Raw genomic sequence first — 25193 nt, forward strand, 5'->3', positions numbered from 1 at the left:
TTCAATCTCCCCAGCTCACCACACGCCAATTCGTTCTATCTGAGTGTTCTTTCAGGCGAGGGCATGGATTGACCAGATAGGCGTAATCGGCGTATTCACACAGTGGCAAGTCGTTGATTGAATCCGTATAGAAGTGGATTTCTGAATAGCTGTCAAACTGAGCCTCTAGCCACTGTTTTAATCGGGTAACTTTGCCTTCGCGGTAACTTGGGATGCCTTCGATTTCTGCGGTATAACGGTTATCAGCCACCACTAAGTCAATTCCGAGAGCCGTCGGAATACCCAGATGTCGTCCAACAGCCGCCACTAAAAAAGTGACACTTGCAGATATGATGACCATATCAATACCATCACGAGACAGTTGTTCAACGAGCGTTTTGGCTTGAGGGTACTGTTTAGCCAGAATATGGTTTTCAACGCACTCTTCTACCAAGGCGTTTACCTGTTCAATAGGCATGTTTTCTAGCGGCTTGATGGAGAACGTTAGGTAATCTTCCATGTCCATTTTGCCTTCTGCGTACAAGCCCATTAGGCGCAGATCTTCCTCAATAAAGTTAGGCTCAGTTGCGATGCCTTTCTCCACCAAAAATTCATTCCAAATCATTGTACAATCAGCGTTGATTAAGGTCTCATCCATATCAAATACATACAAAGGCTTGAACATAGTTGGCTTCTCACTGGTTGGGTTGAGTTCGATGTAACTTGTCGCTCAGTATAGAGCGAGGCTTATGAGTGTGTGAGGTATGCTAACGACAAACTGTGACGGTTTCGTTGCATTTTCTCGGACTATCACAAAACTTAGTTTCAATGATTAGGGGTGAAGCATTTCTGAGTTGGGGCTAGAGAGCTACAATAGAACTTTCGAATCTAATCTCATTCTTGTGTACTGAATACAGTAACGCTTTTGAGCGATAATAGAGTCACTCGCAAAGCGAACGTTAAGAAAAATACAAAAAGAAACCCCGATATGAACCAGTATGTAAATGATCCATCCAATTATCAGTTACTCATTAAAAACTTGCTGTTTTCCCCAGTAGCTTTCAACCCCGAGCAAGAAATCGTATATGCGAACCACCGTCGTCACAGCTACAAAACGTTTCATGACCGTGTGAGACAGTTTGCTAACGCGCTGACCAAAATGGGTGTGAAGAAAGGTGATACGGTAGCGGTCATGGATTATGACTCTCACCGTTATCTTGAATGCTACTTTGCTATCCCAATGATTGGTGCCAAGCTGCACATGATCAACGTGCGCTTGTCCCCAGAACAGATCCTTTACACCATTGATCATGCGGAAGATGACATTCTCCTTATTAACGAAGAGTTTCTGCCAATTCTGGATCAGATCAAAGGCCGCATTGATACGGTCACGCGTTACGTCGTTTTACGTGATAACGATGAGTGTGAGTATGAGCGTCTGCTTGAGCAAGAAAGTACCGAATACAACTTCCCAGATTTTGATGAAAACACCGTGGCCACGACCTTCTATACAACGGGAACGACAGGCTTCCCGAAAGGTGTGTTCTTTACTCATCGCCAGCTAGTTCTGCATACACTTGGCATACTGAGCACAATCGGCACCAATGCGTCGCAAGGTCGATTGCATCAAGGCGATATTTATATGCCGATTACGCCGATGTTCCACGTGCACGCCTGGGGACTTCCTTACATGGCGACCATGCTTGGCGTTAAGCAGGTCTACCCTGGCAAGTATGTGCCTGATGTTCTGCTTAACTTGATTGAGCAGGAGAAGGTGACATTCTCGCACTGTGTGCCAACCATCCTGCATCTGCTGTTGAGCTCGCCAAAATCCAAGTCTATTGATTTCTCGGGTTGGAAAGTTGTGATTGGTGGGGCTGCACTGCCAAAAGCATTGTGTAAAGCGGCACTCGAACGCGATATCGATGTCTTTGCGGGGTACGGCATGAGCGAGACAGGCCCAATTCTGTCTATTGTTCAATTGACTCCAGAGCAGCTTGAACTCGACCTCGATCAGCAAGCGGAATATCGCTCGAAAACCGGTAAGAAAGTCGCGATGGTAGAAGCTCATATTGTCGATGATGAAATGAACAAACTTCCTCACGATGGTGAAACTGCAGGGGAAATTGTCGTACGTGCACCTTGGCTAACGCCGAACTATTACAAGGACAACAAGAACTCTAAAGCGCTTTGGCGTGGGGGCTATCTGCATACGGGCGATGTCGCGCATATCGACGATGAAGGTTTTATCAAGATCACTGACCGTGTAAAAGACATGATTAAGATTTCTGGTGAGTGGGTAAGCTCTCTAGAACTAGAAGACATTCTGCATCAACACCAAGCGGTTTCCGAAGTTGCAGTGATAGGTATGCCACACGATAAATGGGGCGAGGTGCCACTAGCGTTGGTGACGTTGAAAGAAGATGCGGAAGTGACAGAGAAAGCGTTGTTAGGCTTTGCGAAAGACTTTATCACGAAAGGCATCCTTGCCAGAGAAGCGCTACTACTCAAAGTAAAGCTGGTGGACGAGATTGCCAAGACCAGTGTAGGTAAAGTGGATAAGAAAGAGCTGCGTAAACTTCATCTGTAAAGTAGTGACGCTGTTTGAGTCCAACCCATAATATTCGGCCCCGACACAGGTTATGTGTCGGGGCCGTTTTCTTATCTAATTGAGAGAAAGACTTGGGTTACGTAGTTAAACCAAGCCTTGCTCTCTAGCCATGTGGTTGGCGATGCTTGGCGCTTTCCAAATGCTTGGTAGCAGTATGAAAGACACTGGTACGGCAGTAATCACGATGAAAGATTGCAATGCGGAGATACCGCCTGAGCCCATCGAGATAAGCGCAATAGCCACGACACCCATCATTAAGCCCCAGAATGAGCGAATCACGGCATTGGGTTCAGTAGAGCCTGTCATTACCACACTGATGGTGTACGTCATCGAGTCACCGGTTGTCACGATGAAGGTCGTAGTCAAGATCAAGAACAATACCGAAATCACCATTGGGAAAGGCAGCTCAGAAGTAATCGCAAGCAGAACCGCAGGCAGGTTAAAGCCTTCAAATGCCGAAGAGATCAAGCCTGGATTTTCTAGCTCGAATGCCAAACCACTACCGCCAACAATGCTGAACCAGAAGCAGGTGATCAAAGGCGCAGCGATGCTGATAGACAGGATCAACTGACGGATGGTACGGCCACGTGAGATACGCGCGATGAAGATTGCCATCATCGGGCCGTAACCAATGAACCAGCCCCAGAAGAACACGGTCCACCAACTTAGCCATTCCGTGTCACCACGATACAGTGCCATTGGGAAGAAGTTATCGACCATGCGGCCAATACCCTGTACATAACCATCAACAATAAAGCTGGTTGGCCCGAAAACAAGGATGTAACCGATCAGAACCACAGACAACACGATGTTGTAACGGCTCACAAGCTGAATGCCTTTGCTCACGCCGCTTAGCGCTGACAAGGTGTACATTAGAATTGCAGCCACAATCACCATGCTTTGGGTGATAAACGTATCAGGTAAACCGAACAGAGAGTTCAATGCGTAGCTGATCTGTAAACCAAGAAAGCCGATAGGGCCAATGGTACCTGCCGCAACGGCAATGATGCTACATGCATCTGCTACATCACCAATCCAACCGTTAATAGCCTTGTCGCCAAATACAGGGTATAGCAGAGTACGTGGTTTAAGTGGTAAGCCCTTATCGTAGTGAAGGTGCATCAAAACCACAGAAGAAAGACAACCTAAGATTGCCCAAGCAAGGAAGCCCCAGTGCATGAAAGACTGAGAAAGTGCATTGATTGCAGAAGCTTTTGGTGAAGCTTCACCATATAGAGGCGGCGCAGAAACAAAGTGCGCGATAGGCTCAGCTGCAGCCCAGAAAACACCGCCCCCCGCGAGTAGGGTACAAAGTACGATCGACAACCATTTAAAGGTATCGATATCTGGTCTCGCTAAACCACCCAAGCGCACGTAACCCGTACGACCTAGCGCAATAGCCAAACCAATAAGGAAATTCAGAAGGAGTAATACTTGCCAGAAGGCACCGAAGTATTGAGTTGCAAACCCGAAGCCTGCGTTGACCATAGTGGTCAGAGATTTTGTATTCGTTAGAGCGAGTAGAACAAATACAGTGAGGAAGCTACCACTTAACCAGAATACAGGGTTAGTGAGTTCAAGGCGCTTTAGAAGGGAAGGAGGATGGATCGCAGAATAGTCTGCCTCCTGAATAGGAGCATGAGAGGCGGCGTTCGTCATATTTGACATAATTACTTCGCTTTTTAGGGCTCGGAAGCCGTGCATTTCCCTCACACCAATAGCTCGAAAAGTGTGAGGATGATCAAAAAGCCGCTGATACTAGCACGTTGAGAAGCTCAATATAACCGCAGAGCGCGATTAATTGTCGATCTCTAAAGTAAATAACTGATTTATGGAATGAGATTATTTGCGTGAAGTGCGCCGCATTTCATACGTAAATGACATTTCCCTTATTTTTGTAAGGACACCTCAGGATTACATTGAGCCAACCTGTTCTAATAAAAATTAAAGGTCTTGCCCTATGGCTCAAATTGAACTCAACGGGACGTGGCAGCTTACCTCGCCACATCGTCCAGATATCGATATTCCTATGACTTTGCCCGGTGACAATGTATCCGCATTATTGCAAGCAGAGCTCATCCCGAATCCCTATTTTGCTGATAATGAAGCGAAAGTTCGTTGGATTGAAACTTGCGATTGGCACATTTCACGCGAGTTTGATGTCGATGGTTCTGTGTTCTCTGCCAAACAAGTGTGGATGACGCTCACCCGTGTAGACACCTTAGCGACCTTTTATATCAATGATGAGCAAGCACTAACTTGCAGCAACATGTTTGCCCAGCAACGCATTAATATCAAACCTTACTTAAAACAAGGCAATAACACGATTCGAGTTGAGTTTGCCCGTGTGGATTTAGAAGGGCGAGAACGCGCGAAGAAATTGCCATTCCCTATTCCTTCGGCGATGGGGAACAACCAGATACCGCACATGAATTTGATTCGCAAAACCCAATGTCACTCGGGGTGGGACTGGGGCATTTGTTTGATGGTGTCTGGCATCTATGATCCAATTCAGGTCGATGTCATAGGTGATGTGTGGCTCAAAGGATTCTCTACAGAGCAACAATGGCAAGCTGACGGTAGTGTGTTGGTTGATGTATTAACCGAAGTAGAAACCAATACTCAACCTCATGAAATCACGATTGAATTTGATGGTCAGCGCCAATCGATTCAAACCGAAGGAAGTGGTCACTATCACTGCCAGTTCCATATTACCGAGCCAAAACGCTGGTGGCCTGCGGGCTATGGTGAAGCTTACCTTTACCCAACGACAGTATCTTGTGGTGATCAATCGCTATCACGCAAGATTGGTTTGAGAGAGCTGAGCTTAAACAACCAAGCTGACGAACATGGTTCGGCGATGGAGTTTGTTGTCAACGGCACACCAATCAATGCCAAAGGCGCAAACTGGATTCCGGTGGATGCAATGCCGGGGCGTGAGTGCGAAAGCCGCTATCGTGCGTTATTGCAAAGTGCTGTCGACGCCAATATGAACATGATTCGAGTCTGGGGTGGCGGCCAATATGAGAGCGAAATTTTCTACAACCTGTGTGATGAATTGGGTCTGTTGGTCTGGCAAGACATGATGTTCGCTTGCTCGCTGTATCCATCTGATGATGATTTCTTAAAAGACGTGGAACAAGAGCTGCTGTTCCAAATCCCGCGTTTGAAAGAACACCCGTCGATTGCACTGTGGTGTGGTGACAACGAAGTGATTGGTGCAATTGGTTGGTACGACGAATCCAAGCACAACAAAGTCAAATACACGGTGAACTACGATCGTTTGAATCGAATGATCGAACAAGTCATCGGTCAGCAAGACGAGTCACGTCGATTTTGGCCAAGCTCTCCTTGCAACGGCGAGCTGGATTTTGGCGATGCGTGGCACGATGACAGTAAAGGCGACATGCATTTCTGGGATGTTTGGCACTCAGGAAAATCGTTTAATGCTTATCTAAACATCAATCCACGATTCTGTTCCGAGTTCGGTTTCCAATCTTGGCCTTCGTTTGCTGAAACAAAACAGTTCGTACCAGAGCAGGACTGGAATGTTACCTCACCAACGTTTGAGCAGCACCAAAAGAACCCGCGCGGTAACAGTATCATCACTGAGATGTTTACTCGCTACTTCCGTTTCCCTTCCGGCTTTGAACAAATGTTGTACCTCAGCCAAGTGCAACAGGCGATGGCAATCAAAACCGCTTGTGACCATTGGCGCGCGATCTCTCCAGTATGTCGTGGCATGTTGTACTGGCAATTAAACGATAACTGGCCAGTGAGTTCATGGTCCAGCTTGGAGTACAGCGGCCGTTGGAAGCAATTGCATTACCATGCGAAACGCTTCTTTGCGCCGCAGTACTTGGTGTTCTCGGAGCATACTGGCAAGTTGAGTCTTCACTTGTTAAATGATGCCAAAGAATCAGTTGATGTGAGTGCGCAATTGCATTGGGTGAACTGGCAAGGTGAAGTGAAACAAACTTGGTCGTTAGAGCGCACCGTTTCCAATGACAGCAACACCATTGTTTGGCAGTTGGATGAGCAGTTTGATTCGTCTGAGTTGGCATCGGGTTTCTTCTACGTAGAAGCACAAGTAGGGAAAGATCGAATCACCAATACTTGGTTTAGCACTCATGAACTAAAAACATTGCCGATGGAAAGAGCGAATATTGAAGTAACGATTGAAGCCAATAAAATCACGCTCGTTGCCGATAAGCCAGCGTTCTTTGTTCATCTTGAATGTGATACGGTTGGACGCTTTGACGACTCAAGCATCACGCTATTGGCGAACCAACCTGTCACGGTTGAGTTCTTGGGTGAAGACTTAGCAACGATGGCGGAATCGCTACGCGTCTACCATCTAATGCAATAGCGTTGATTCAGAACCAAATAAGGGGCGCAGTGTCGCGCCCCTTATCATACATTTTTAAATGTATTCACGGTTTCGAATTCTAGGCTGCATGAACTCATTGCCGACTTGATGGAATCGATATAGAACCAAATCGAGTAGCCAAAAATTAGAGCTATGATGATTAACTTTTGATTCGGAGAGGTGTTTAAGGCTTGTCCAAACCAAATATACAAGCTGCAGATAAATGCCGATAGCAGGTAAGGAATGTAAGTGATAGTCGGTTCATTCCTGTACACACTCACCACTAAGGTAACAGCAATCCCCAAGCTCGTTAAGCAAACATAGTAAAACGCAAATACCCTATCTAAGGAAGTTCTTTCCATACAAACATCTCTGAGGAGCAACGAAGGCGAAGTAGAGGTCGATTTTTATCTAGTATCGATGTTTGTTTTTTTCCAATGAAACAAGGAAATACGCTGGTAATTCTATCTTTAAGGGTAGCCAAAGGTTTGTATTAACACTTCATTTTCCCAAGCACACTACACCGACCTTTATAGAATTACTCGATACAAACCGCCGTTTTTATAAACCATTTTATTGTTCGAAGTTGCATAACACTATTCGGTTTTCGGGAAAATGGCTCGATCTCAATATGCTTATAGAAAAAGTGAGCGGCTATACTGGTGCCAATGTAACCTTGAGCTCGGCCCGAGTGCCTTTAGGAAGGAGATGGCGGCTGTTTTAAAGCCACTATCTTTAGTTAGGTATATATGGGGGAGGTGCTTATCTTATCTTGTTGAAAATGCGAGAGCCGATTGCGTATCCAATGTAAAAGAGCGCTGCTAGCGTGATGAATGCTGAGACGTAAGCAAAGAAGTGATTCAAACCCAACCCAAAAGCTAGGGTGAAGGCAATGCCATTCACAGCTTCCAACGGAATTTTGTACCATGCTGAGTGCACGGTAGAACCGAATAGAATAAGAGTGCCGATTAAAAAGAGGGTGCCAACCATAAGGCCTGCCCATCTGCTGCTGTTCATGTGTTTTCTCAAGGGTGAACGAGTACGTAACAAAATATTTCAGAGATGTCATTATACAACTGAGTACGGGGAAAGGTGGTAGCGATATTTATGCAAATAAAGTAAGAGGCCACCGAAGTGACCTCTTTTTAACCGTTTGGCGTTTTAATTAGCCAATCCATTTAATGAAGTAGGGGATGATGAGCGCGTTCGCTAAATCGATAAAGAAAGCGCACACCAGTGGCACGATGATAAAGGCTTGGTGTGAATTACCGTACTTTTGCGCTACCGCAGACATATTGGCCATCGCAGTTGGCGTCGAGCCTAAAGATATTCCACCAAAACCAGAACACACTACCGCCGCATCGTAGTTTTTCCCCATCAATGGGAACACAACGAAGATTGCGATGCAGATTGCCACCAAAAATTGCGCGCCAAGAATAATAAAGATCGGTCCCGCCAAATCAACCAGAGCCCAAAGTTGCATGCTCATTAATGACATTGCCAGGAATGCTCCAAGCGCCATATCGGCAATTAATGCAACAGCAGGTTTCCTTGCTGGCCAACGTGTGCCTGTAATACGAGGGTACGATGCTGGAATAACGTTAGAAATCAAAATACCGGCGAACAAACAGGTTACAAACAGCGGAAGTTCGAGACCTAAGCTACTGACCCCTTCATTCAAAATCGCACCCAATATGATACAAACATGAATCGCGAGCATCGCATCTAAGAAGTCGTAAGCATTGATGGATGGCTGAGGTTCATTTTTCGCGGTGCCAACGTCCATCTCTTCCGCTGTGGTGGGTTTGAGGTTGTGCTTGTTTATGAGGTATTTCGCAATTGGGCCCCCCATCAAACTTGCTAAAATTAGACCAAATGTTGCGCTGGCAATACCGATTTCCATTGCGGTATTGAGATCGAAGATCTCAGCAATTCTTGGTGACCAAGCTATGGCTGTTCCATGACCACCAATTAACGATACAGTACCACTTAACAAGCCGACTGCTTCTGGTTGTCCAAGCATGGTAGCAATACCAATCCCTGTTAGGTTCTGAACTAGCATATAGCCGATGGTCACTGAAAGAAGAATCAGTAGAGGCTTACCGCCTTTGAACAAGTCTTGCAGGCTGGCGTTGATGCCGATAGTGGTAAAGAAGTAAACCAAAAGTAAGTCACGAGTTGCGAGATCGAACTGTACATCTATCTGAGTGACGTAGTGGAGAATAGTGAATAGCACAGAGACCAAAATGCCTCCGGACACAGGTTCTGGAATGCTAAACTCTTTGAGAAATGAGCTTGCCTGAGTTAAGCGCCTGCCCAAAAATAAAACGACGATCCCAAGGGTCACCGCGAGAAAAGATTCGACTTGTAATACGCCGTCGACAAAATTCATAATCACTCCTGTTGAGGTGAATACACACGATATGAGAATCAATCCGTATGCTCATCTTCTAAACATACTGACATGTTTACATTTCATCCAGTTACATAGCGACGAATTTGAACTTAGTCGGATTGCTATGGATAAAAAAGGGGAGCGGTTGAATTCTTGGTCCCCTATGAATTCGTAACTCGCTCCCCAAAATCAAATACTGTTCATTTAATTTTGTTGAATTGTCGTTTTTTCCAACTCCCAATCACCACCTAGCGACTTGTAGAGCGCGACCGTGACCTGAGCCGTTTGTAACTTGGCCGCGACTTGTCTGTCTTGCATCATGCGTTGTTGGCGCTGAGCATCGAGCACTGACAAGTGATCAATCAACCCAGCACGGTAGAGCGACTTGGCTTTACTCACGGCTTTGTCTGTTGCTACGAGTGCATCATCAATTCGACGCTGGTTTTCTTGGCTTCTGCCATAAGCAAACAAGGTTGAATCCACTTCAGCAAAGGCCGAATCTACGGCATGTTGGTAAGTCAGCGTTGCTGCATCAAAACGAGCTTGGTTGATCTCTTCAAGCGCATCGCCGCGACCACCATCGAAGACATTCCAACTGATACCAGCCGCACCAACCCAACCGAAAGAATCACTGCTGAATAGATCATCAAAGCTAGAAGCAGACACGCCCGGCGCTCCCGTTAGGAAGAACTTCGGATACTTATTCGCGATACTTGCCGCGAGTTCTTCATTGATGGCTGCCATTTCACGTTCTGCAATACGAATATCAGGACGACGTTGTAACAAGTCAGAAGGTAATCCTACTGGTACCATGTTCTGCATCGCTGGCACTCCCTGAGTGTCTGCAAGTCTGGTCTCGACTTTTGACAGCGGCTCACCAATCAGTACCGCGATGCGATGTTTATGAACTTGCTGTGCGATTTCCAACTGAGGAATGATTGACTCCATCGCTGCAAGTGTCGCTTTGGCTTGAGCTAAATCGAGATCCGAGCCATAACCGCTACGAACCACTTTTTCGACCAACGCCATGGTTTTCTGTTGGTCTTCAAGGTTCGATTTGGCTAAGTCGAGACGCTCGGTTGCCCCTTGATACTGCAAGTAGTTATGAATCAAGTCTGCGGTGAGCAAGGTTGTAAGCCCGCTTTGATAGATCTCTGCTTGCTCAACTCGAATTTTTGCAGCATTGGACTGGCGGTCAATACGACCAAATAAGTCCAATTCCCATGCGATACTTGCTCCGGCAAACACACCATCATGCTGGTTATCCAACAGTGTCGTGTTACCAATCTGTGGTGGTAAGCCTGCTGCCGAGTCGCCAATAGGATTGAGCGCAGGACCAAGCAGTGAGTCGTTCTTACTCAGTTGGTAATTGAAGTAACCTGCACCTACATTGACGGTAGGTACTTTGAATGACTCTACGACGGTTTTGTAGCTGTCAGCCATCTTGATACGCTCTGCCGCTACCTTGAGCGGGATGTTTTGGCTTTGCATATCGAGAACTAAATCATTCAGTGTTGGGTCATTAAACTCTGTCCACCAAAAGGCTTCGTTGTCACGATTTTGGCTAACGCCATCTTGCTCAACATGCAGATAGGTCTCTGCCATGCTGGTGGTCGGTGCTTGGTAATCTGGACCAACCGCACAACCAGACAAACTCATTGCCAGTACTAGTGGCGCAATAACGAATTTTTTCATGATTACGCCTCCTTCAATTCAGCGTCTGTTAGGGTCGTTTGTGGTTTGTCTTTGTATGCCAAGCGATACAGCGCAGGCATGATGAACAGTGACAATACGGTTGCCGCTGCTAATCCACCGATAATAGTTGCGGCCATTTGGTCGAACAGTAGGTCCGACAGCAAAGGGATCATGCCAAGAGCCGTTGTCAAAGCACCCATCGATATCGCCATGGTGCGGTTAACGGTTGCTTCTTTGATGGCATCTGCCAACGGGCGCCCATTTGCTCGTTCAAGCTCGATTTGATCCATCAGTACAATACCGTTTTTAATGATCATCCCCGTTAGTGTTACTGCACCAATTAACGCCATGAAACCAAATGGTTTATCAAAACCAAGTAGCGCAAAGGTGGCGCCCGTCGCGGCTAATGGCAAAGTCGCAAAGATGATGATTGGCTGTTTAAAGCCGTTAAACATCGCCACCAAAATGATCACCATGATCAACATTGCTTTCGGTAGCTGCTTGAAGATATCTGTGACCGCTTTGTGCTCGTCGTAGAACTCGCCACCCCATTCCATGCTGTAACCCGCAGGAAGGTGAATAGCTTCAATCTGTTCTTTAACAGCATTTCTTACTGTTGCCGGCGTCGAGTGACGCGCTACACCCGCTTGTGCAGTGATGGTTTTGACTCGGTCTCGACGCCAAATCATGCTCTCTTCCGGTACGAGTTCAAAGCCATCAACCACTTGCCCGAGAGGCACACTGTGCATGCCTAGCAATGAACGCACTGGAAGAGTTTCTAGTGACGCCATGTTTTGAGATGTGCCACGCAGCTGAATCGGAATCAGCTCATCATTAAGGTTCATCTGACCTAGCGGCATGCCATCAGAAGCGCGTTTTAAAGCAAAGGCGATGTCCGCACGGTTAATTCCAGCTTGACGCATCTTGTCTTGGTTGATGATGGGTTTGAGCACCTTGCTTTCTTGACGCCAGTCATCACGAACGTACTTTGCATCTGGGTGAGTAGCTAAGATGGCTTTAGCTTGATCCGCCAACTGGTGCAATACCACTTCATCTGGACCCGAGAAGCGAGCTTCTACCGCGTACTTGTCTGACGTCGCCAGTTTTAGTGCTCTAAAGCGTGGCTCTGCATCTGGGAACTGGTTTTGCAGCCATTTGTCTCCACGTTCAACGAGCTTATTGATGCCTGCGTAATCTTTGGTATTAATCAAGATCTGGCCATATGCAGGATCAAACGGTTCTGGCTCTACGGTGACTGAGAATCGAGGTGCACTTGCGCCCATGTAACTAGAAATACTTTCTACTTCAGGTTGCTTTATCAGCCACTCTTCAACTTTGCGCATGTCAGCCGAGGTCTTTTCAATCTTGGCGCCATTCGGTAGCCAGTAATCAAGGAATACAATAGGGCGGTCCGATTGTGGGATAAAGTTCACCGCCACATAAGGCACGGCAAATGCAGTCACCAAAATCAGCGGAATCAGTGTTGTCAGTGCTTTGATTGGATTATCGACCGTCCAAAACACCAATTGCTTATAACGACTTGGTTTAGCATCTTCATCGACAGGCGTTGGTTTAATGAACATCCAACACATCAATACAGTAAAGGTCATGGCTACTAGCCAAGACAATAGTAGCGATGAAGCAACAATGTAGAATACTGAACCCGCAAACTCGGCGGAGTCTGTTTTGGAGAACAATACAGGGCTTGCACCCATGATGGCAATTACGGTCGCGCCAAGCAGAGGGACGGCGGTTTCCTTGACCGAATCAATAGCAGCACGTGTGCGCTCGATGCCTTTGCTCAGTTTTACGATCATCATGTCAGTGATCACGATGGCGTTGTCCACCAACATACCTAAAGCAAGGATGAAGGTTCCTAACGAGACGCGATGTAAGTCAATGCCTGCGATGTTCATGTAAATCAGCGTGAGCAAGATAGTTAGCAGTAAGCTAGAACCAACAATCGTCGCACTCTTAAAGCCCATGAAGACCAATAGCACTACAAATACAATGGCGACACTTTCCAGTAGGTTGCCGACAAAGTTATCAATCGCTTTTTGTACTTCTTCAGGCTGATAAGCCACGGTAGAAATATCTACACCAAGCGGAAGCGTCTGCTCGTAGCTATGGATAATGTCACGAATGGTATCGCCCAATGACACTACGTTAATGCCTTCTACTGGACTTACAGCTAGAGTCACCGCAGCTTCACAGTTAAATCGGCTTTCTGTCAGCGCTGGCGTTTGGTAACCCATGGTGACGTCAGCAATATCACCTAAGCGAATCAAACCAGTTCCTAGTTCACTTACGCCACCTTTGATCACCAAGTTTCGAATATCGTCTAATGATTGAAACTCACTGGTTTGTGTGACGCGAATACGCTCTGTCCCAGCATCGAATTGACCCGCTTCGAAAGTCATGTTTTGTGTGCTGAGCTGGTTCCACACTTGCGCAACAGATAAGCCGTATTGTGCTAAACGCTCATCGGGCATATCGATATGTACGACACGTGGCTGTACACCGTGAAGTTCGATCTTTTTAATGCCTTTTACCGCTTTAATTTGGCGTTGAAGCTCTTCTGCATAGCGGCGCAGTTCTTCTGGAGCAGCATCGTTACTGTGGATAGAGAAAAGCATGCCGTACACTTCAGAGAATTCATCTTGCACAATACTGATTTGTGCAGTGGACGGCAGTTGTAGCTTCACGTCATCGACTTTGCGGCGCAGCAAATCCCACTGTTGAGGCAATGCCTTGGAGTTGAGGCTTTCCTTTAAGTCGACAAATACCATCGACATGCCTGGGCGAGACAATGAACGCAAGCGGTTCAGCTCTGCCATTTCCTGCAGTTTGGTTTCAATAGTATCCGTAACTTGGTGTTCAACCTCTTGGGCTGACGCCCCTGGATACAATGTGACGACGACTGCTGTTTTTACGGTGAAACTTGGATCTTCTAACTTACCCAAATCGAAGTAAGAGTAGATACCCGCCACCACACTTAAGGCGATGAAAAACAGCACGAAAGTACGCTGCCTAATCGCGAATTCAGCTAAATTGAGCATGGTTCAGACCTATAGCGTTTTAATGGTTAGGTTTGGCGTGTTGTCGCCAGGTTTGAGGTAATGCGTTCCGCTGATCACGACATAGTCACCTGGGCGGAAAGTGCCTGAAACGCAAGCTTGATGAGCATCGATAGATTCCAAACTCACTGGCTCGGTATGGACAACCGCATCGCGCACGACGTTAACGTGAAGCGTTTTCTTCTCGCCCAAAATTGCAGAGTACGGGAAGCAATGGCTAGATTGGCTAGGCTGGAATGAAGTCGTCACTGTCACTGCTTTGCCATTGAACAACTCAGTAGAAAGCGAGTCGATCGCTAGGGTGACAGGATATGTTTGCTTGAGTAGATGCTTTTTCGGCGCAATTTCAGTCACTTTCGCGTCATAAGCGTGTTCTGAAGCATACCAAGAAAGTGCCGCAGACTGACCAAGACTGAACTGGCGAATCATGTTTTCAGGCACGTCGATATCGACCTCCCATTGACCGTCTTGTTGGATGGTAGCAACACTCACTCCTGGCAGAGTTTGCTCAAATGCATCAATGCGAATTTCACCAATGGTGCCAGTGAATGGTGCCCGTAGTATGGTGTATGCCAGAGCGTCTTCCGCGCGTTGGATATTTTTCTCGACCACTTTCACTGCGGACAAGCTGCGTTCATAACCGCTGATGGCACGATCTAAATTAACGCTGGCAATCGCGTCGTCTGCCGTCGCTTGTTTCACGCGTTTTAGCTCAGCCTTTGCAAGTTTATGTGCGGACTTTGCTTCCAACATTCGCGCTTGCAGTTCTTCCAAAGAAACTTGGTAATCGTGAGGGTCAAGCGTAGCAATGATCTCTCCCTTCTCGACATGATCGCCTTTCTTTACCAAAACACTCTCAACGGTGCCAGGGACACGGAAAGAAAGAGATGCGCTCTCTTTAGCTTGAACAATGCCGCTGAAAGATCTGTTCAATGCAGCGTTTTCAGCAGAAACCTCGACCACTTGAATAGGGCGTGAAGATTTTGGCTTTTCTAGAGTGGCTTGACTTTGATTGCAACCCAATAGGGCAAGTGTCGCAGCACTCAAAGTGGTGATTTTGAATAGACGATTCATACGTTGGCTCCATAAATTTGGTGCCATCATACAATCGAACAGCGTTCAGATAATCACTCAACGCTGAGACTCACTGTCTCATAAAATGAGACAATTGTTTGAACTAAACAAGCTTTGGTATTTCTTGAATTAGGTGTTCAATAAGTAGTCTACTTGCCTGGCTAAGGGTTTTGGGTTGAGGGTAGAGCAGCCAGCCCGACTCTTCTGTTACTGAATACTGTGACAATAGCTGCACTAAACTGCCAGCTTCCAGTTCTCTTTGCACCAATAACTTAGGCATAAAGGTAATGCCACGATCTAAGATAGTGGCATTCTTAATAAAGCCGATGTTGTTGGAGATAAGCTTCGGGTTAAGCCGTACGCTTTGTTCTTGAAAGTGCCATACATTATCGACGTCACCATTTGGCCAGCGAAAACACACGCATTTATGCTCGGTTAGTTGTTCGAGAGTCTCCGGCGTACCATGGGTTTGAAGGTAGTTCGGGGAAGCGACCAAGCAGCGGTCGAGCGTCAGTAACTTGCGCGCGACGATATCGGAATCAAACAAAGCACCGCCATGAAAGGCGATGTCTAGCCCTTGCTGGAACATGTCATGAAACCCGTTGTTGATGTTGCGAATATCTAACTCAACATGAGGGTATTGGTCGTGGAAATCGAACAAAATTGGACGAACCAGTTCGTCAGTTTCTGGTAGCAATCCAAGCTTGATACGACCACGAACTTCGTTGGTGTCGTTGCTGACTTGTTCGTTCGCCGAGTCGAGCATCGTCAGCGCTTTTTGTAGGTTCTCATAATAGGCTTCGCCGTTGTTGGTCAGCGATAAGCTGCGCGTGGTGCGATGAAACAGCTGGGCTCCAAGGGACTGCTCTAATTCACCGATCCGTCGACTCACATTTGCGCGCGGCAGATCTAATGCGTTTGCCGCGGCGGTAAAACTTCCTAGCTCGACCACTTTAATGAAGAGTTTAAGATCGTCGATTTTCACAATGGCGCTCCATGCTTATTGAACACTGTATTAAACCGTGACACTCTAAAGCATCATAACGTTATGCACAAAATATAACGTCAATTTTGCTATAAGAAGAATAGGGTATTAATGTGCTTAGAGTCATTCAACGCCGTCGAATTAAGAAGGTCATCAAGCTGCTCTCCGCCCGATTGATTAAGGGCTATGGAAGCCGCGAGTATTTCTCTATCGGACAAGTGCAAAGCAGCACAAGCGAGTTGAGCAAGCGCCAACAACAAATCGCTTTAGCGCTTTATGCTAATCCTGAAGAACTCAACTCAGGAGAAGCAGCTCAAATTCAGTCTCTGCGTTCTGATGTTGCCAACGATTTCTTCGATGGTGGTGATTACACCGCACAAGATGTTTTGAATCTACTTGGTTCGGGTGGTTGGAAAGGCGGTCGTATGGACGACGATATGTCCCACCGATTTGGGATGAACAGTCGATACTAAACAGGGTTGTATTAGGGAAACGAACCACAATGAAGCAACTGGATCTCAACTTACTTCGTATCTTTCTGGTGTTACTTGAAACTAAGAACACGCGTATTGCTGGGGACCGACTGGCTCTTAGCCAACCTGCAGTCAGTAAAGCGTTGGGAAGGTTGCGTGATTACTTTGGTGATGAGCTGTTTACTCGCGTTCACTCTGGCTTAAAACCAACGCCTCGTGCACTTGAGTTGGGTGACAAGTTGCCGATGATCATGGAAAGCTTGGATGAGGTCATTCTGGATTCCCCAAGCTTTAATCCTTCTGATTATCAAGGCAATATTACCATTGCAATCAACGGCTTTATTTCTAACTGGCTCGGTGCACGTTTGTGTCTTGCGGTGATTGAAGAGGCACCAAGCGCACAAGTAAACATAGTGAATTGGGGTTCTCAAACACTCAAAAAGCTACTCGATGGCGAGATTCAAGCGGCCATCAACTATTCGCCAATTGAAACCAATAAGCAGTTTACCCACCAAGTCATTGGTGAAGATGATTTTGTTGGTTTAGTTAAAACTAACCATTCATTGGCGGGAAAGACTCTGTCTCAATCTGAAATCAATCAAGCAGAATACGCCAGTTTGGTGGTGCCGGGATGGAACGATACCCAGCCCTTTATTGCCAAGCACCTTTCAAGTGAAACGTTGAAGGTAAAGGCACGAAGTTCCTATCTGCATACCTTGCTCGATGTGATCAAGCAGAGCGATATTATTTTACCTTGCTCTAAACAGCTCGCTCGTTATCTTTGCGATGAGTTTGACTATGTCACGTTCCCAAACCGCGCACCGGATGAGCTAAAAAATATTGTGTTGGTGGAATCGCACAATAAGCGTATGCACCCTATGCACCAGTGGCTCAAGCGAAAAATCATCACAACTTCTCAAGCCATCATCGAAGAAAAAAATAAGCCTCTCGGTTGAGAGGCTTATTTCTTGAGGCTGTACCGTCCTAAATAGACTCAGCCTGTCCTGCGTTATTTTGCTGTCACGTTAGGAAAGTTATACATCTCTTTGATAACTTTTGCTTTGTTATTTGGGCGATAAGCTCGCGTTACAAATTTCCATTCAGCGTCATTAACCTCAATGACATTGTTAGCATCACCACATGTCTCGCCTTGTGGCGCGAATTGAATGGTATAAGAACCATCTTTATTTGGCACGGCGGAGGTTGAATTCATACTGTTATTGTTGGTCATCAACCAGCCTTCACCAGAGTATGCTGTAATAGACCAGTAACCACCTTTCTCGTAGCTCAGCGATGGTTTGTCAAAGGTAACGCTGGCACATTGGACTTTACCTGAGCCTGCTCGTGAAGAGTACACGGCGTAGTCTGCCGGTAAACCCGCCCAGCCGGATGCAGTGCCAATCATAAAGTCTTTATTTTTTGAAGTTGCAGTAATGCCAGTAGTGAAGGCTTCTTCTGTCTTAATCGTGTTGACTTGCTTCTCCCATTTCGCACGCACCGCGTCACGAGAGGTGCTGTCCCAATCTTGCGCTGGCTTAAATGGTTTTGCGGATTTTGCATCAATCACGGCGGCATCTTGTAAGCGATGTGCTTCTTCCATGCCTGCCGTCGTAGCGGTACGCATTAAGATGTAAATGTAATCCGAGCCTGCAATTTTCGAATCAATGTAGATCTCGTCACCACCATAAATCGCCATGTGGTTGTCGTGATTGTTGTTAAAGAAATGCATGATTTGGTAAGCATCACCTTTCGCTAAACGGAAAGTGGCCCCTTTCGATACATCTACCACGGCTGTCGAGTAGAGTAAGTCGGTATTTGAGCGAATGATCATCTGATTATCAACGGTGACGCTGTCTCGGTTGTGGTCAAACACATTGATTGGTTGGCGCTCTAGTTGTTGAGTGAAGTACAGGTCAGTTTCTGCACGGGCGAAGTTTTCGTCGGTCACTTTAACGGCTGCCATGGTCTGCATAGAGGTGATGGCAATAAGAGTCGCTAAGATGGTCTTTTTCATGTCGCTTACCTTGAGGTCGTCATTAAGAGATGACCTCACTTTATCGACATGTCTTTGATGACAGAAATGAATTGATGTAATTCAGTTAATAACTAAATCGAATTGCAAGCTCGGATTGCCAGCCGTCACACGCGATGCTGTTTTCGATATTGCAAAGGAGTGGTGCGATTGGTGCGTTTGAACTGTCGGATAAAAGAGTCGGCAGAAGCGTAGCAAAGCATGTCAGCGATGGTGCCGATTGGATATTCGCTGTTGGTGAGCAGCTTCTTGCTCTCGGTGTCGCGCACTGAATTCACGATATCTCGGTAGGTGAGGTCATTTTTGTTCAACAAGTTCTGCAATGTTTTCGGGTGGGTGCCGAGCATTTTGCTGACCAAGGTCTTACTGATATCACCGAGAGGAAGCAATAGCAGAATCGAGTTGGTGGTGATTTCCAATAGCGTGTTGTGATGTTGAAGGCCATGAGAGACTTTGCGTCGCATTTGATTGGTGATGGTCATTTCCAAATCGGGCTTTTCTGCGAGTAAGGCTTTGGGGAACTCAAAACCATCGAACTGACTACCCAATATCACTTTGCATTCAAAGAAACGTTCAAGACGTTCTATCTGTGTTTGCTGCTGTGCTCCTGATTCACCTTGGTAGCGCGCTTTGAAATGGACTTGATGCAACTTCAACCGTTCGCCCAATACCATCTTGAACGTTGTAATAATGCCTCCGATGGAAAGCAAAGCGTGTTGGCTTGTATCGACATTGGGTTCGAATAAGAACTGGGTAAAGTGGCGAGCAATGTCTTCACGAATATCAAGTTGATGGCGAGAAGCGCGCTGTTGATAGCTGTATAGACCAAACAAAACCGGATAGATGTTTGCGAGAGATTCCTGACTGGCAATCAGCAACATAGCGATGTCCAAAGACTGGTAGTCAATCAAGGTACTGAGCTCTAGGGCGAACAGCGGGTCTTGGGCCTCTTTGGCGGCCAAGTTCAGCAGTTCTGAAAATTGCTGATGGCTAAGCTCTTGGTTTTCATCGTGTAAGGTTGAGATTTGAATATTGAGCTTTGAGGTTAAGGTTTGAGGCTCAACATCATATCGTCTGCACAATCTAGGAAAAGCAGAGAGGTATAACGCACTCAATCGATATTCGTTTTTCACTCAAATATTCTCAAAATGTCAATTTTCAGTCTCGGCTTGTTTTTATACTGCGCCATATTGAGTTGGTCAAGAAATGACTGATTTCAACTTCGTCCTCCCGATACCGCCTGAAATGACGAGTAGAGAATAGACATGAAAAAAGTAACGAAAACCCTTATCTCTGGTTTGATATTTGCCGCTTTAACCAGTAGCGCATACGCAGACAACAACATCAAGATTGAGAACATGCACACCCGCTCTGGTGATTTTGCTTTTGAAACCAGCGTGCTCAACGGCATTCCAACAGAGGAAAGCTCAAAGAAACTGTTTAATCTGATGGATTTTCAGCGCGCGACACAAGCTTACATTTGGTCTATTCCGCTGACGTCTAACTACGCGTGGAAGGTGGCGTATGAAAAAATGGGCTCAGAAGATGGCCAAATTACTTATGTGGCATCGCATCAGTCTAAATTGGGCGGCCTAACTTACAACACCTCAACGCCTTACGCGATTACATGGTTTAACGTAGAGAAAGAGCCCGTAGTGGTGAACATCCCGACCGATGAACTGCGTGGCGCGGTGCATACCATGTGGCAGATTGGCATTGCACAAATGACCAAACCAGGCACATACGTGATAAAAGCTAAGGGCAGCGAAACACCAAAGAACCTACCAAAAGATGCGGTGGTACTTGAATCGGATACCAACTATGTCTTCTTTGGTGTGCGTTTAATGGCGAAAACCGAGAAACAGCGCATGATGGACTTGGAGTCGATGTCTATCACGCATCTGGATGGCAAACCCCTTAGTGATCGAGGTGTTAACTTCCCGAAAAAAGGTCTCGATGCGAAACACCCACGTGGTATGGAGTTTTGGCAAGTGCTCAACGAAGCCATTCAAACAGAACCTGTTGCAGAACGCGATCGCATGATGCATGACATGTTGCGTCCATTGGGTATTGAGAAGGATAAACCTTTCGAACCAAATGCCGAGCAAGTGAAGATCATGAAAGAAGCGGTAGTGCTTGGTGAGGCAATGACTAAGAATATCGACTTCAACAAAACGGGTCGCTTACATCAATCAGAATACGGGCCTGAAGGGAACCGTTGGGAAGTTGCAACAGCATCAACACCAAACCAAGATCGCGCTTATGGCATGGATCTCGATGGTCGCGCGGCATGGTTTTATGAAGCGGTGACGAACGATATTGCGATGCATGGTTTTGAAAATGGTGGCTGGGGTCAGATATACCTTGATAACTATCGTGACGGAGAAGGCTATGGCCTAAATGGTAGCAATCACTACACGCTAACTTTAGATGGCGATGTGAACTACGCCGATTTGTTCTGGACCATCACGGTGTACAACGTGGAAAACCGCGCCATCATCGATAACAATATTCAACGTGCCGATGTGGGCTCAAACGTTCCGGGCACAGTGAAAGATGCAGACGGGAACTACACGTTCCATTTCTCACCAACTAAGCCAGAAGGTGTGAATGAAGCAAACTGGGTACAAACTCGACCAGATGAAAACTGGTTTGTGTACTTCCGTGCTTACTCACCAAGCAAGGCGTTTGTTGAGCAGAAACCAGAAACGATTCTGCCAAACTTTAAACACGTGAAGTAACCCTAAAAGCCACCATGATGAAAATTGTCGTGGTGGCTTTTTATTTGTCCGGATACTTACCTGAGAGATTCAGATTTCGTAATCAAACACGATGACGTCTTTAAGCAGTGGTCTAAACACCTCTTTCAACGCATCGTGCTCTGGGTGAGGCAGATAATTCTGACGACCCGCTTCATCGGCAAACGTCATCATCACAGCGTGTGTGTAGTCTTTGTTTTTACCTTCTGGGCTGTTGTTTAAGCCCCATTCAACGTCGGTTACGCCTTCCACTTTCGTTGGCATAGCTTCGAATAGTTCTCGCAATTGTTGGATTTTGTCGCTGGTGGCAGAAGCTTGAAATTTGATGAGTAGAATGTGTCTGATCATGGTTTTGTGCTGTTGTTATATTTTGTTGTGTTTGAAGAACAACACTATAACGGGCATGCACTCTAAAGTTAGCTTTTGGCTTCACAAAATAGGGAATCAAAAATGCGAGCACTTTGGCTCGCGTTTAGTTGGTCTAGCTAGGTTGAAGGTAGTTAGATGGGAGCGATTAACCCTCGATGCGTTTCACTAAGCAGAAGTGCTTTTTACCGCGTTGAAGCAACCAGTATTGGTCAAACAGTGGGAAGTTCAAACTTGGGCTTTCTGCATCAACTTTCTCGCCGTTCACACTGATGGCGTTGTTGCCAATAAGCTCACGAGCAATGCGCTTGGAGTTGGCTAAGCCTGATTCAACCAGAAGTTCGACCAAGTCTTGATCGGCACTTAGCATGCTTGGTAAGCCATCGAGTTCCAACTGCTTTAGCTCGCTCAAACTTAGTTGTTGCACATTGCCACTAAATAGTGCTTGAGTGATTCGCTCTGCACTTGCTAAGCCTTCTTCACCATGGACAAAGCGCGTCATTTCCTCTGCTAAGATACGTTGTGCTTGCGGTTTGCCTTTGCTCTCTTTGTCTTGTGCCTCAATCGCAGCAATCTCATCGCAGTTCAAGAAGGTGTAGTAGCGCAGGAAGTGGTAAACATCGGCATCTTCCGCGGATAACCAGAATTGGTAGAAAGCGTAAGGCGAGGTCTTACTTGGATCTAACCACACTGCACCACCTTCGGTTTTACCAAACTTAGTGCCGTCAGATTTGGTGATCAAAGGTAAGGTTAAGCCAAATACTTGTTCTCCATTTTGACGGCGAGTAAGGTCGATGCCGCTGACAATGTTGCCCCATTGGTCATTACCACCGATTTGCAAACGACAGCCGTACTGACGGTTTAATTCTGCGAAGTCGTAAGATTGCAGCAGTGCGTAACTGAATTCAGTAAATGAGATGCCTTGATCTGGGCGTTGCAAGCGTTGCTTCACCGACTCTCGGCTGATCATGGTATTCACGGAGAAGTGTTTACCCACATCGCGGAAGAAGTCGATCACGTTAATCTGCTTCACCCAGTCCGCATTGTTTACCATGATCATTGGCTTGCTGACTTGGTTATTCATCAACTGTTGAATTTGATTCGACAGATCTTTCACCCAACCCGTTACGGTCTCTTCTGAGTTTAAGCTTCGCTCTGTGGCTTTAAAACTCGGGTCACCAATCATACCGGTCGCACCACCAATCAGAGCGATGGCTTGGTGTCCTGCATCTTGAAAACGTTTGAGCATAATCAGTGGAACAAGGTGGCCAATGTGCAAGCTACCTGCGGTTGGATCGAAACCGCAGTACAAGGTTTGTGGCTCAGATAGCAGTTGTTGAACTTGGTCTAAATCACTCGCTTGGGCAATCAAACCGCGAGCTTGTAAATCTTCTATCAGTGTCATCGTCTTATCTTTGTCTGGTTTGGTTGTATTCAGATTAAAAGGCGATGCGGAATCGAGATATATCCCTAAAGGGACAGTTTGTTATCTTGATTGAGTGATCAGGTGGTTGAGAAACAACTGAAAGAGCTCGCTTAGCGATGCGACATTCAGCTGCGCGTAGATGCGTTTACGGTGGTTCTTCACTGTGCCTTCCTTAACATCTAGCTGCGTTGCAATCTCTTTGCTGTCATAGCCCTGCACGATCAATGCCGCGATTTCCTGCTCTCGTTTGGTGAGGACAGTTTCACCAAAAGATGCCAGTGCAGATTTAATCGCGTCACGCATTTGTCCTGAATAAGCGTTAGGGCTGAAGACTGGTTCGGCGAGTGTAAACTCAGTCTGTTTCCAGTGCTGTTGGCACAAAGACTGAATAATCGCGAAGTAAGATTTAAGCTTGGTGACTTGAGGCTTGGTGAAGCGCTTATCGTCCTGCATAAAACCGAAGTAGAGCATCACCCAACGCGTCGGTTCGATTTCTATCAGCATGCTGAGTTCATCCTTCCAACCCGTTTGATGGTAAAACTGCTCACAGTAGGCTTGGTAATCGAGATCGTTACGCGCGACGTCTTTGCCTACGACATCTTTGAGCGTAAAAATGCCTTGCTCTTTGCTCGTGTTAAGCTTCTGGTAAAACGGGTCGTTTTGAAAAGAGGTGGTGAGATAACGCTGGAACAAAAGCTCGCGTTCATTCTCAATCGAATCATACAGATAGATAGGGTGCTTGCCTTCGCGGTAGCCGAGGATCACCGCACAATCAAAACTCAATAACGAAGCAATAACGCGCATCAGTTTAGGCGTAAAGCTTGTTGAGTTAAGCGCAGAAATTGTTTCTGCAATTTGAGTGTTGAATGCGTCGTTCGGCATGGGGATTCGAGAGTTCGATAAAGGGTGAGATAAGCATAACGCAATAGACAAATATCCCAAAGTGATCAAAAAGGGGAGCGTTGTGCTCCCCATCAATAAATCATTGTCACTAAGCGATTACTGCGAATCGGTCAGCTCTTTGTTGACCCAGTATTTCGAGCCAGAAATGTTAGCATCAACCAACAAGCCTGTTGTGTTTAACTGATATACCGCCACGCCGCTGTTGAACTGTGCTGTCATTTCTTCACCATCTTCACCAGCGACTAAAGAAGCTTCGCTCGATGCTTCCCAGCCTTCCTCAACAAAGGTGTTGAAGTCTTTTTCTTTCTCAAACAGCACGACTTGTTGGTAGAACTTACCGCCAACACCAAGGGCAACACCCGCACCAAACATATTCATGTAAGTGCGCTTATCCGTCGACTTGTTGACTGCAACACCAGAGCCGGAGTTGGTATGGAACATCAGCGACAGTTTGCGTGAATCAAACACCGCGTAACCGTAAGCTTTGTCGTAGAGCATTTTGGCTTCAGGTTTCTCATTAAACAGTTTGAGCAAGGTGCTATCCGCCATCAAATCAATCGCTTGGCGCGCTTCTTCTGGCGTATCACCTTCCATCAGCTCATCAATTTTCTTGTCGGCTTCGTCGATCCACTCTTTACTGGTTTCAATACTTGCATCCGTCCATTCGCCAGCGGTGTTAATCGCATCTTCTGACCAATTAGTAAAATCTTCCCATGCTTGTTTTGAGAATTCTTTGGTGCTGTCCCACGTCTCCTTCGCCGTATCCGAAACTGCCTCCCCTAAGTCTGAAAGGCTGTTAGAAATGTCGTCCCAGTCGGCATAAGCCGGAGAAGTGAGCATGACTAAGGCAGTGATAAGAGCAAGAGGCTTTTTCATATATCCATTCTTCTATGAAATAGGTGTGCTTTAATTTTAGGTGAAAAAGGGAAGGGGGAGAATATAAGGAAGACATAGCTTGGGATTGTGGTCACGAACTCACATAGCTTTGACATGGCAAGCAAAGAAAAAGCCCTCAAACTCAGGAGCTTGAGGGCTTCGTATTACAAGTT

Annotated in this window: 19 protein-coding genes; 5 read left to right on the forward strand and 14 right to left on the reverse strand. The window is 46.3% G+C overall.

Going from position 1 to position 25193, the window contains the following annotated elements:
• Nucleotide 1: 1 nt before the first annotated feature.
• Nucleotides 2–664, reverse strand: coding sequence for an HAD family hydrolase (locus BSZ04_RS06060; RefSeq protein ID WP_088879852.1), 663 nt, complete (start codon nt 662–664; stop codon nt 2–4).
• A 303-nt stretch (nt 665–967) separates the two neighbouring features.
• Here BSZ04_RS06060 and BSZ04_RS06065 point away from each other — a divergent pair, with 303 nt between their 5' ends.
• Complete coding sequence (locus BSZ04_RS06065; protein ID WP_088879853.1) at nt 968–2569, forward strand: long-chain fatty acid--CoA ligase; 1602 nt, start codon at nt 968–970, stop codon at nt 2567–2569.
• A 105-nt stretch (nt 2570–2674) separates the two neighbouring features.
• On the opposite strand, the gene BSZ04_RS06070 is transcribed toward BSZ04_RS06065, so the two are convergent.
• Nucleotides 2675–4258, reverse strand: a complete 1584-nt coding sequence (locus BSZ04_RS06070) for a BCCT family transporter (RefSeq protein ID WP_162531033.1) — start codon at nt 4256–4258, stop codon at nt 2675–2677.
• A 292-nt stretch (nt 4259–4550) separates the two neighbouring features.
• On the opposite strand from BSZ04_RS06070, the gene BSZ04_RS06075 reads away from it, so the two are divergent.
• Nucleotides 4551–6959, forward strand: a complete 2409-nt coding sequence (locus tag BSZ04_RS06075) for a beta-mannosidase (RefSeq protein WP_088879855.1) — start codon at nt 4551–4553, stop codon at nt 6957–6959.
• 762 nt (nt 6960–7721) lie between these two features.
• Here BSZ04_RS06075 and BSZ04_RS06085 read toward each other — a convergent pair.
• From BSZ04_RS06085 to BSZ04_RS06110, 6 genes are all read right to left on the reverse strand, one after another.
• Nucleotides 7722–7976 carry a hypothetical protein gene (locus BSZ04_RS06085; protein ID WP_038886516.1) on the reverse strand — a complete coding sequence of 85 codons (255 nt, stop codon included), beginning with the start codon at nt 7974–7976 and terminating at the stop codon, nt 7722–7724.
• A 148-nt stretch (nt 7977–8124) separates the two neighbouring features.
• Nucleotides 8125–9351 (reverse strand): sodium/glutamate symporter, encoded by a 1227-nt coding sequence (gltS, locus tag BSZ04_RS06090; protein WP_088879856.1) that lies wholly within the window; start codon nt 9349–9351, stop codon nt 8125–8127.
• 207 nt (nt 9352–9558) lie between these two features.
• Nucleotides 9559–11049, reverse strand: a complete 1491-nt coding sequence (locus BSZ04_RS06095; protein ID WP_088879857.1) for an efflux transporter outer membrane subunit — start codon at nt 11047–11049, stop codon at nt 9559–9561.
• Between the two features lie 2 nt (nt 11050–11051).
• Entirely contained in the window at nt 11052–14108 is a 3057-nt protein-coding gene (locus tag BSZ04_RS06100; RefSeq protein WP_088879858.1) for an efflux RND transporter permease subunit, read from the reverse strand.
• 9 nt (nt 14109–14117) lie between these two features.
• Nucleotides 14118–15200, reverse strand: coding sequence for an efflux RND transporter periplasmic adaptor subunit (locus tag BSZ04_RS06105; RefSeq protein ID WP_088879859.1), 1083 nt, complete (start codon nt 15198–15200; stop codon nt 14118–14120).
• 103 nt (nt 15201–15303) lie between these two features.
• The gene (locus tag BSZ04_RS06110; RefSeq protein ID WP_071235144.1) at nt 15304–16185 is read right to left on the reverse strand and encodes a LysR family transcriptional regulator; all 882 of its coding nucleotides are present in this window, start codon (nt 16183–16185) and stop codon (nt 15304–15306) included.
• A 113-nt stretch (nt 16186–16298) separates the two neighbouring features.
• Here BSZ04_RS06110 and BSZ04_RS06115 point away from each other — a divergent pair, with 113 nt between their 5' ends.
• Nucleotides 16299–16658 (forward strand): DUF6559 family protein, encoded by a 360-nt coding sequence (locus BSZ04_RS06115; protein WP_045385591.1) that lies wholly within the window; start codon nt 16299–16301, stop codon nt 16656–16658.
• A gap of 29 nt (nt 16659–16687) precedes the next feature.
• Nucleotides 16688–17614, forward strand: a complete 927-nt coding sequence (locus tag BSZ04_RS06120) for a LysR family transcriptional regulator (RefSeq protein ID WP_088879860.1) — start codon at nt 16688–16690, stop codon at nt 17612–17614.
• A gap of 53 nt (nt 17615–17667) precedes the next feature.
• On the opposite strand, the gene BSZ04_RS06125 is transcribed toward BSZ04_RS06120, so the two are convergent.
• Nucleotides 17668–18672, reverse strand: coding sequence for a DUF1214 domain-containing protein (locus tag BSZ04_RS06125; RefSeq protein ID WP_088879861.1), 1005 nt, complete (start codon nt 18670–18672; stop codon nt 17668–17670).
• Between the two features lie 125 nt (nt 18673–18797).
• Nucleotides 18798–19823, reverse strand: a complete 1026-nt coding sequence (locus BSZ04_RS06130) for an AraC family transcriptional regulator (protein WP_088879862.1) — start codon at nt 19821–19823, stop codon at nt 18798–18800.
• 132 nt (nt 19824–19955) lie between these two features.
• Here BSZ04_RS06130 and BSZ04_RS06135 point away from each other — a divergent pair, with 132 nt between their 5' ends.
• A complete protein-coding gene (locus tag BSZ04_RS06135) occupies nt 19956–21431 on the forward strand; it encodes a DUF1214 domain-containing protein (RefSeq protein ID WP_088879863.1) in 1476 nt (491 codons plus the stop codon).
• 69 nt (nt 21432–21500) lie between these two features.
• On the opposite strand, the gene BSZ04_RS06140 is transcribed toward BSZ04_RS06135, so the two are convergent.
• From BSZ04_RS06140 to BSZ04_RS06160, 4 genes are all read right to left on the reverse strand, one after another.
• Nucleotides 21501–21797, reverse strand: a complete 297-nt coding sequence (locus tag BSZ04_RS06140) for a Dabb family protein (protein ID WP_088879864.1) — start codon at nt 21795–21797, stop codon at nt 21501–21503.
• A 166-nt stretch (nt 21798–21963) separates the two neighbouring features.
• Nucleotides 21964–23220 (reverse strand): tyrosine--tRNA ligase, encoded by a 1257-nt coding sequence (gene tyrS, locus BSZ04_RS06150; RefSeq protein WP_088879866.1) that lies wholly within the window; start codon nt 23218–23220, stop codon nt 21964–21966.
• An 81-nt stretch (nt 23221–23301) separates the two neighbouring features.
• Nucleotides 23302–24123: a LuxR family transcriptional regulator gene (locus BSZ04_RS06155; protein WP_088879867.1), complete on the reverse strand. Its 822-nt coding sequence runs from the start codon at nt 24121–24123 to the stop codon at nt 23302–23304.
• Between the two features lie 117 nt (nt 24124–24240).
• The gene (locus BSZ04_RS06160) at nt 24241–25020 is read right to left on the reverse strand and encodes a lipid-binding SYLF domain-containing protein (RefSeq protein WP_088879868.1); all 780 of its coding nucleotides are present in this window, start codon (nt 25018–25020) and stop codon (nt 24241–24243) included.
• Between the last annotated feature and the right edge of the window lie 173 nt (nt 25021–25193).

Origin of the sequence: Vibrio rotiferianus (assembly GCF_002214395.1) — a bacterium.
Lineage (GTDB): Bacteria > Pseudomonadota > Gammaproteobacteria > Enterobacterales > Vibrionaceae > Vibrio > Vibrio rotiferianus.

What these genes read in the sequence shown, in the direction of transcription:
- BSZ04_RS06135 (WP_088879863.1), top strand. Translation starts at nt 19,956, where the DNA reads ATGAAAAAAGTAACGAAAACCCTTATCTCTGGTTTGATATTTGCCGCT.
- BSZ04_RS06060 (WP_088879852.1), bottom strand. Translation starts at nt 664, where the DNA reads ATGTTCAAGCCTTTGTATGTATTTGATATGGATGAGACCTTAATCAAC.
- BSZ04_RS06140 (WP_088879864.1), bottom strand. Translation starts at nt 21,797, where the DNA reads ATGATCAGACACATTCTACTCATCAAATTTCAAGCTTCTGCCACCAGC.
- BSZ04_RS06125 (WP_088879861.1), bottom strand. Translation starts at nt 18,672, where the DNA reads ATGAAAAAGACCATCTTAGCGACTCTTATTGCCATCACCTCTATGCAG.
- BSZ04_RS06160 (WP_088879868.1), bottom strand. Translation starts at nt 25,020, where the DNA reads ATGAAAAAGCCTCTTGCTCTTATCACTGCCTTAGTCATGCTCACTTCT.
- BSZ04_RS06100 (WP_088879858.1), bottom strand. Translation starts at nt 14,108, where the DNA reads ATGCTCAATTTAGCTGAATTCGCGATTAGGCAGCGTACTTTCGTGCTG.
- BSZ04_RS06070 (WP_162531033.1), bottom strand. Translation starts at nt 4,258, where the DNA reads ATGTCAAATATGACGAACGCCGCCTCTCATGCTCCTATTCAGGAGGCA.
- BSZ04_RS06065 (WP_088879853.1), top strand. Translation starts at nt 968, where the DNA reads ATGAACCAGTATGTAAATGATCCATCCAATTATCAGTTACTCATTAAA.
- BSZ04_RS06155 (WP_088879867.1), bottom strand. Translation starts at nt 24,123, where the DNA reads ATGCCGAACGACGCATTCAACACTCAAATTGCAGAAACAATTTCTGCG.
- BSZ04_RS06105 (WP_088879859.1), bottom strand. Translation starts at nt 15,200, where the DNA reads ATGAATCGTCTATTCAAAATCACCACTTTGAGTGCTGCGACACTTGCC.
- BSZ04_RS06120 (WP_088879860.1), top strand. Translation starts at nt 16,688, where the DNA reads ATGAAGCAACTGGATCTCAACTTACTTCGTATCTTTCTGGTGTTACTT.
- BSZ04_RS06075 (WP_088879855.1), top strand. Translation starts at nt 4,551, where the DNA reads ATGGCTCAAATTGAACTCAACGGGACGTGGCAGCTTACCTCGCCACAT.
- gltS (WP_088879856.1), bottom strand. Translation starts at nt 9,351, where the DNA reads ATGAATTTTGTCGACGGCGTATTACAAGTCGAATCTTTTCTCGCGGTG.
- BSZ04_RS06095 (WP_088879857.1), bottom strand. Translation starts at nt 11,049, where the DNA reads ATGAAAAAATTCGTTATTGCGCCACTAGTACTGGCAATGAGTTTGTCT.
- BSZ04_RS06085 (WP_038886516.1), bottom strand. Translation starts at nt 7,976, where the DNA reads ATGAACAGCAGCAGATGGGCAGGCCTTATGGTTGGCACCCTCTTTTTA.
- tyrS (WP_088879866.1), bottom strand. Translation starts at nt 23,220, where the DNA reads ATGACACTGATAGAAGATTTACAAGCTCGCGGTTTGATTGCCCAAGCG.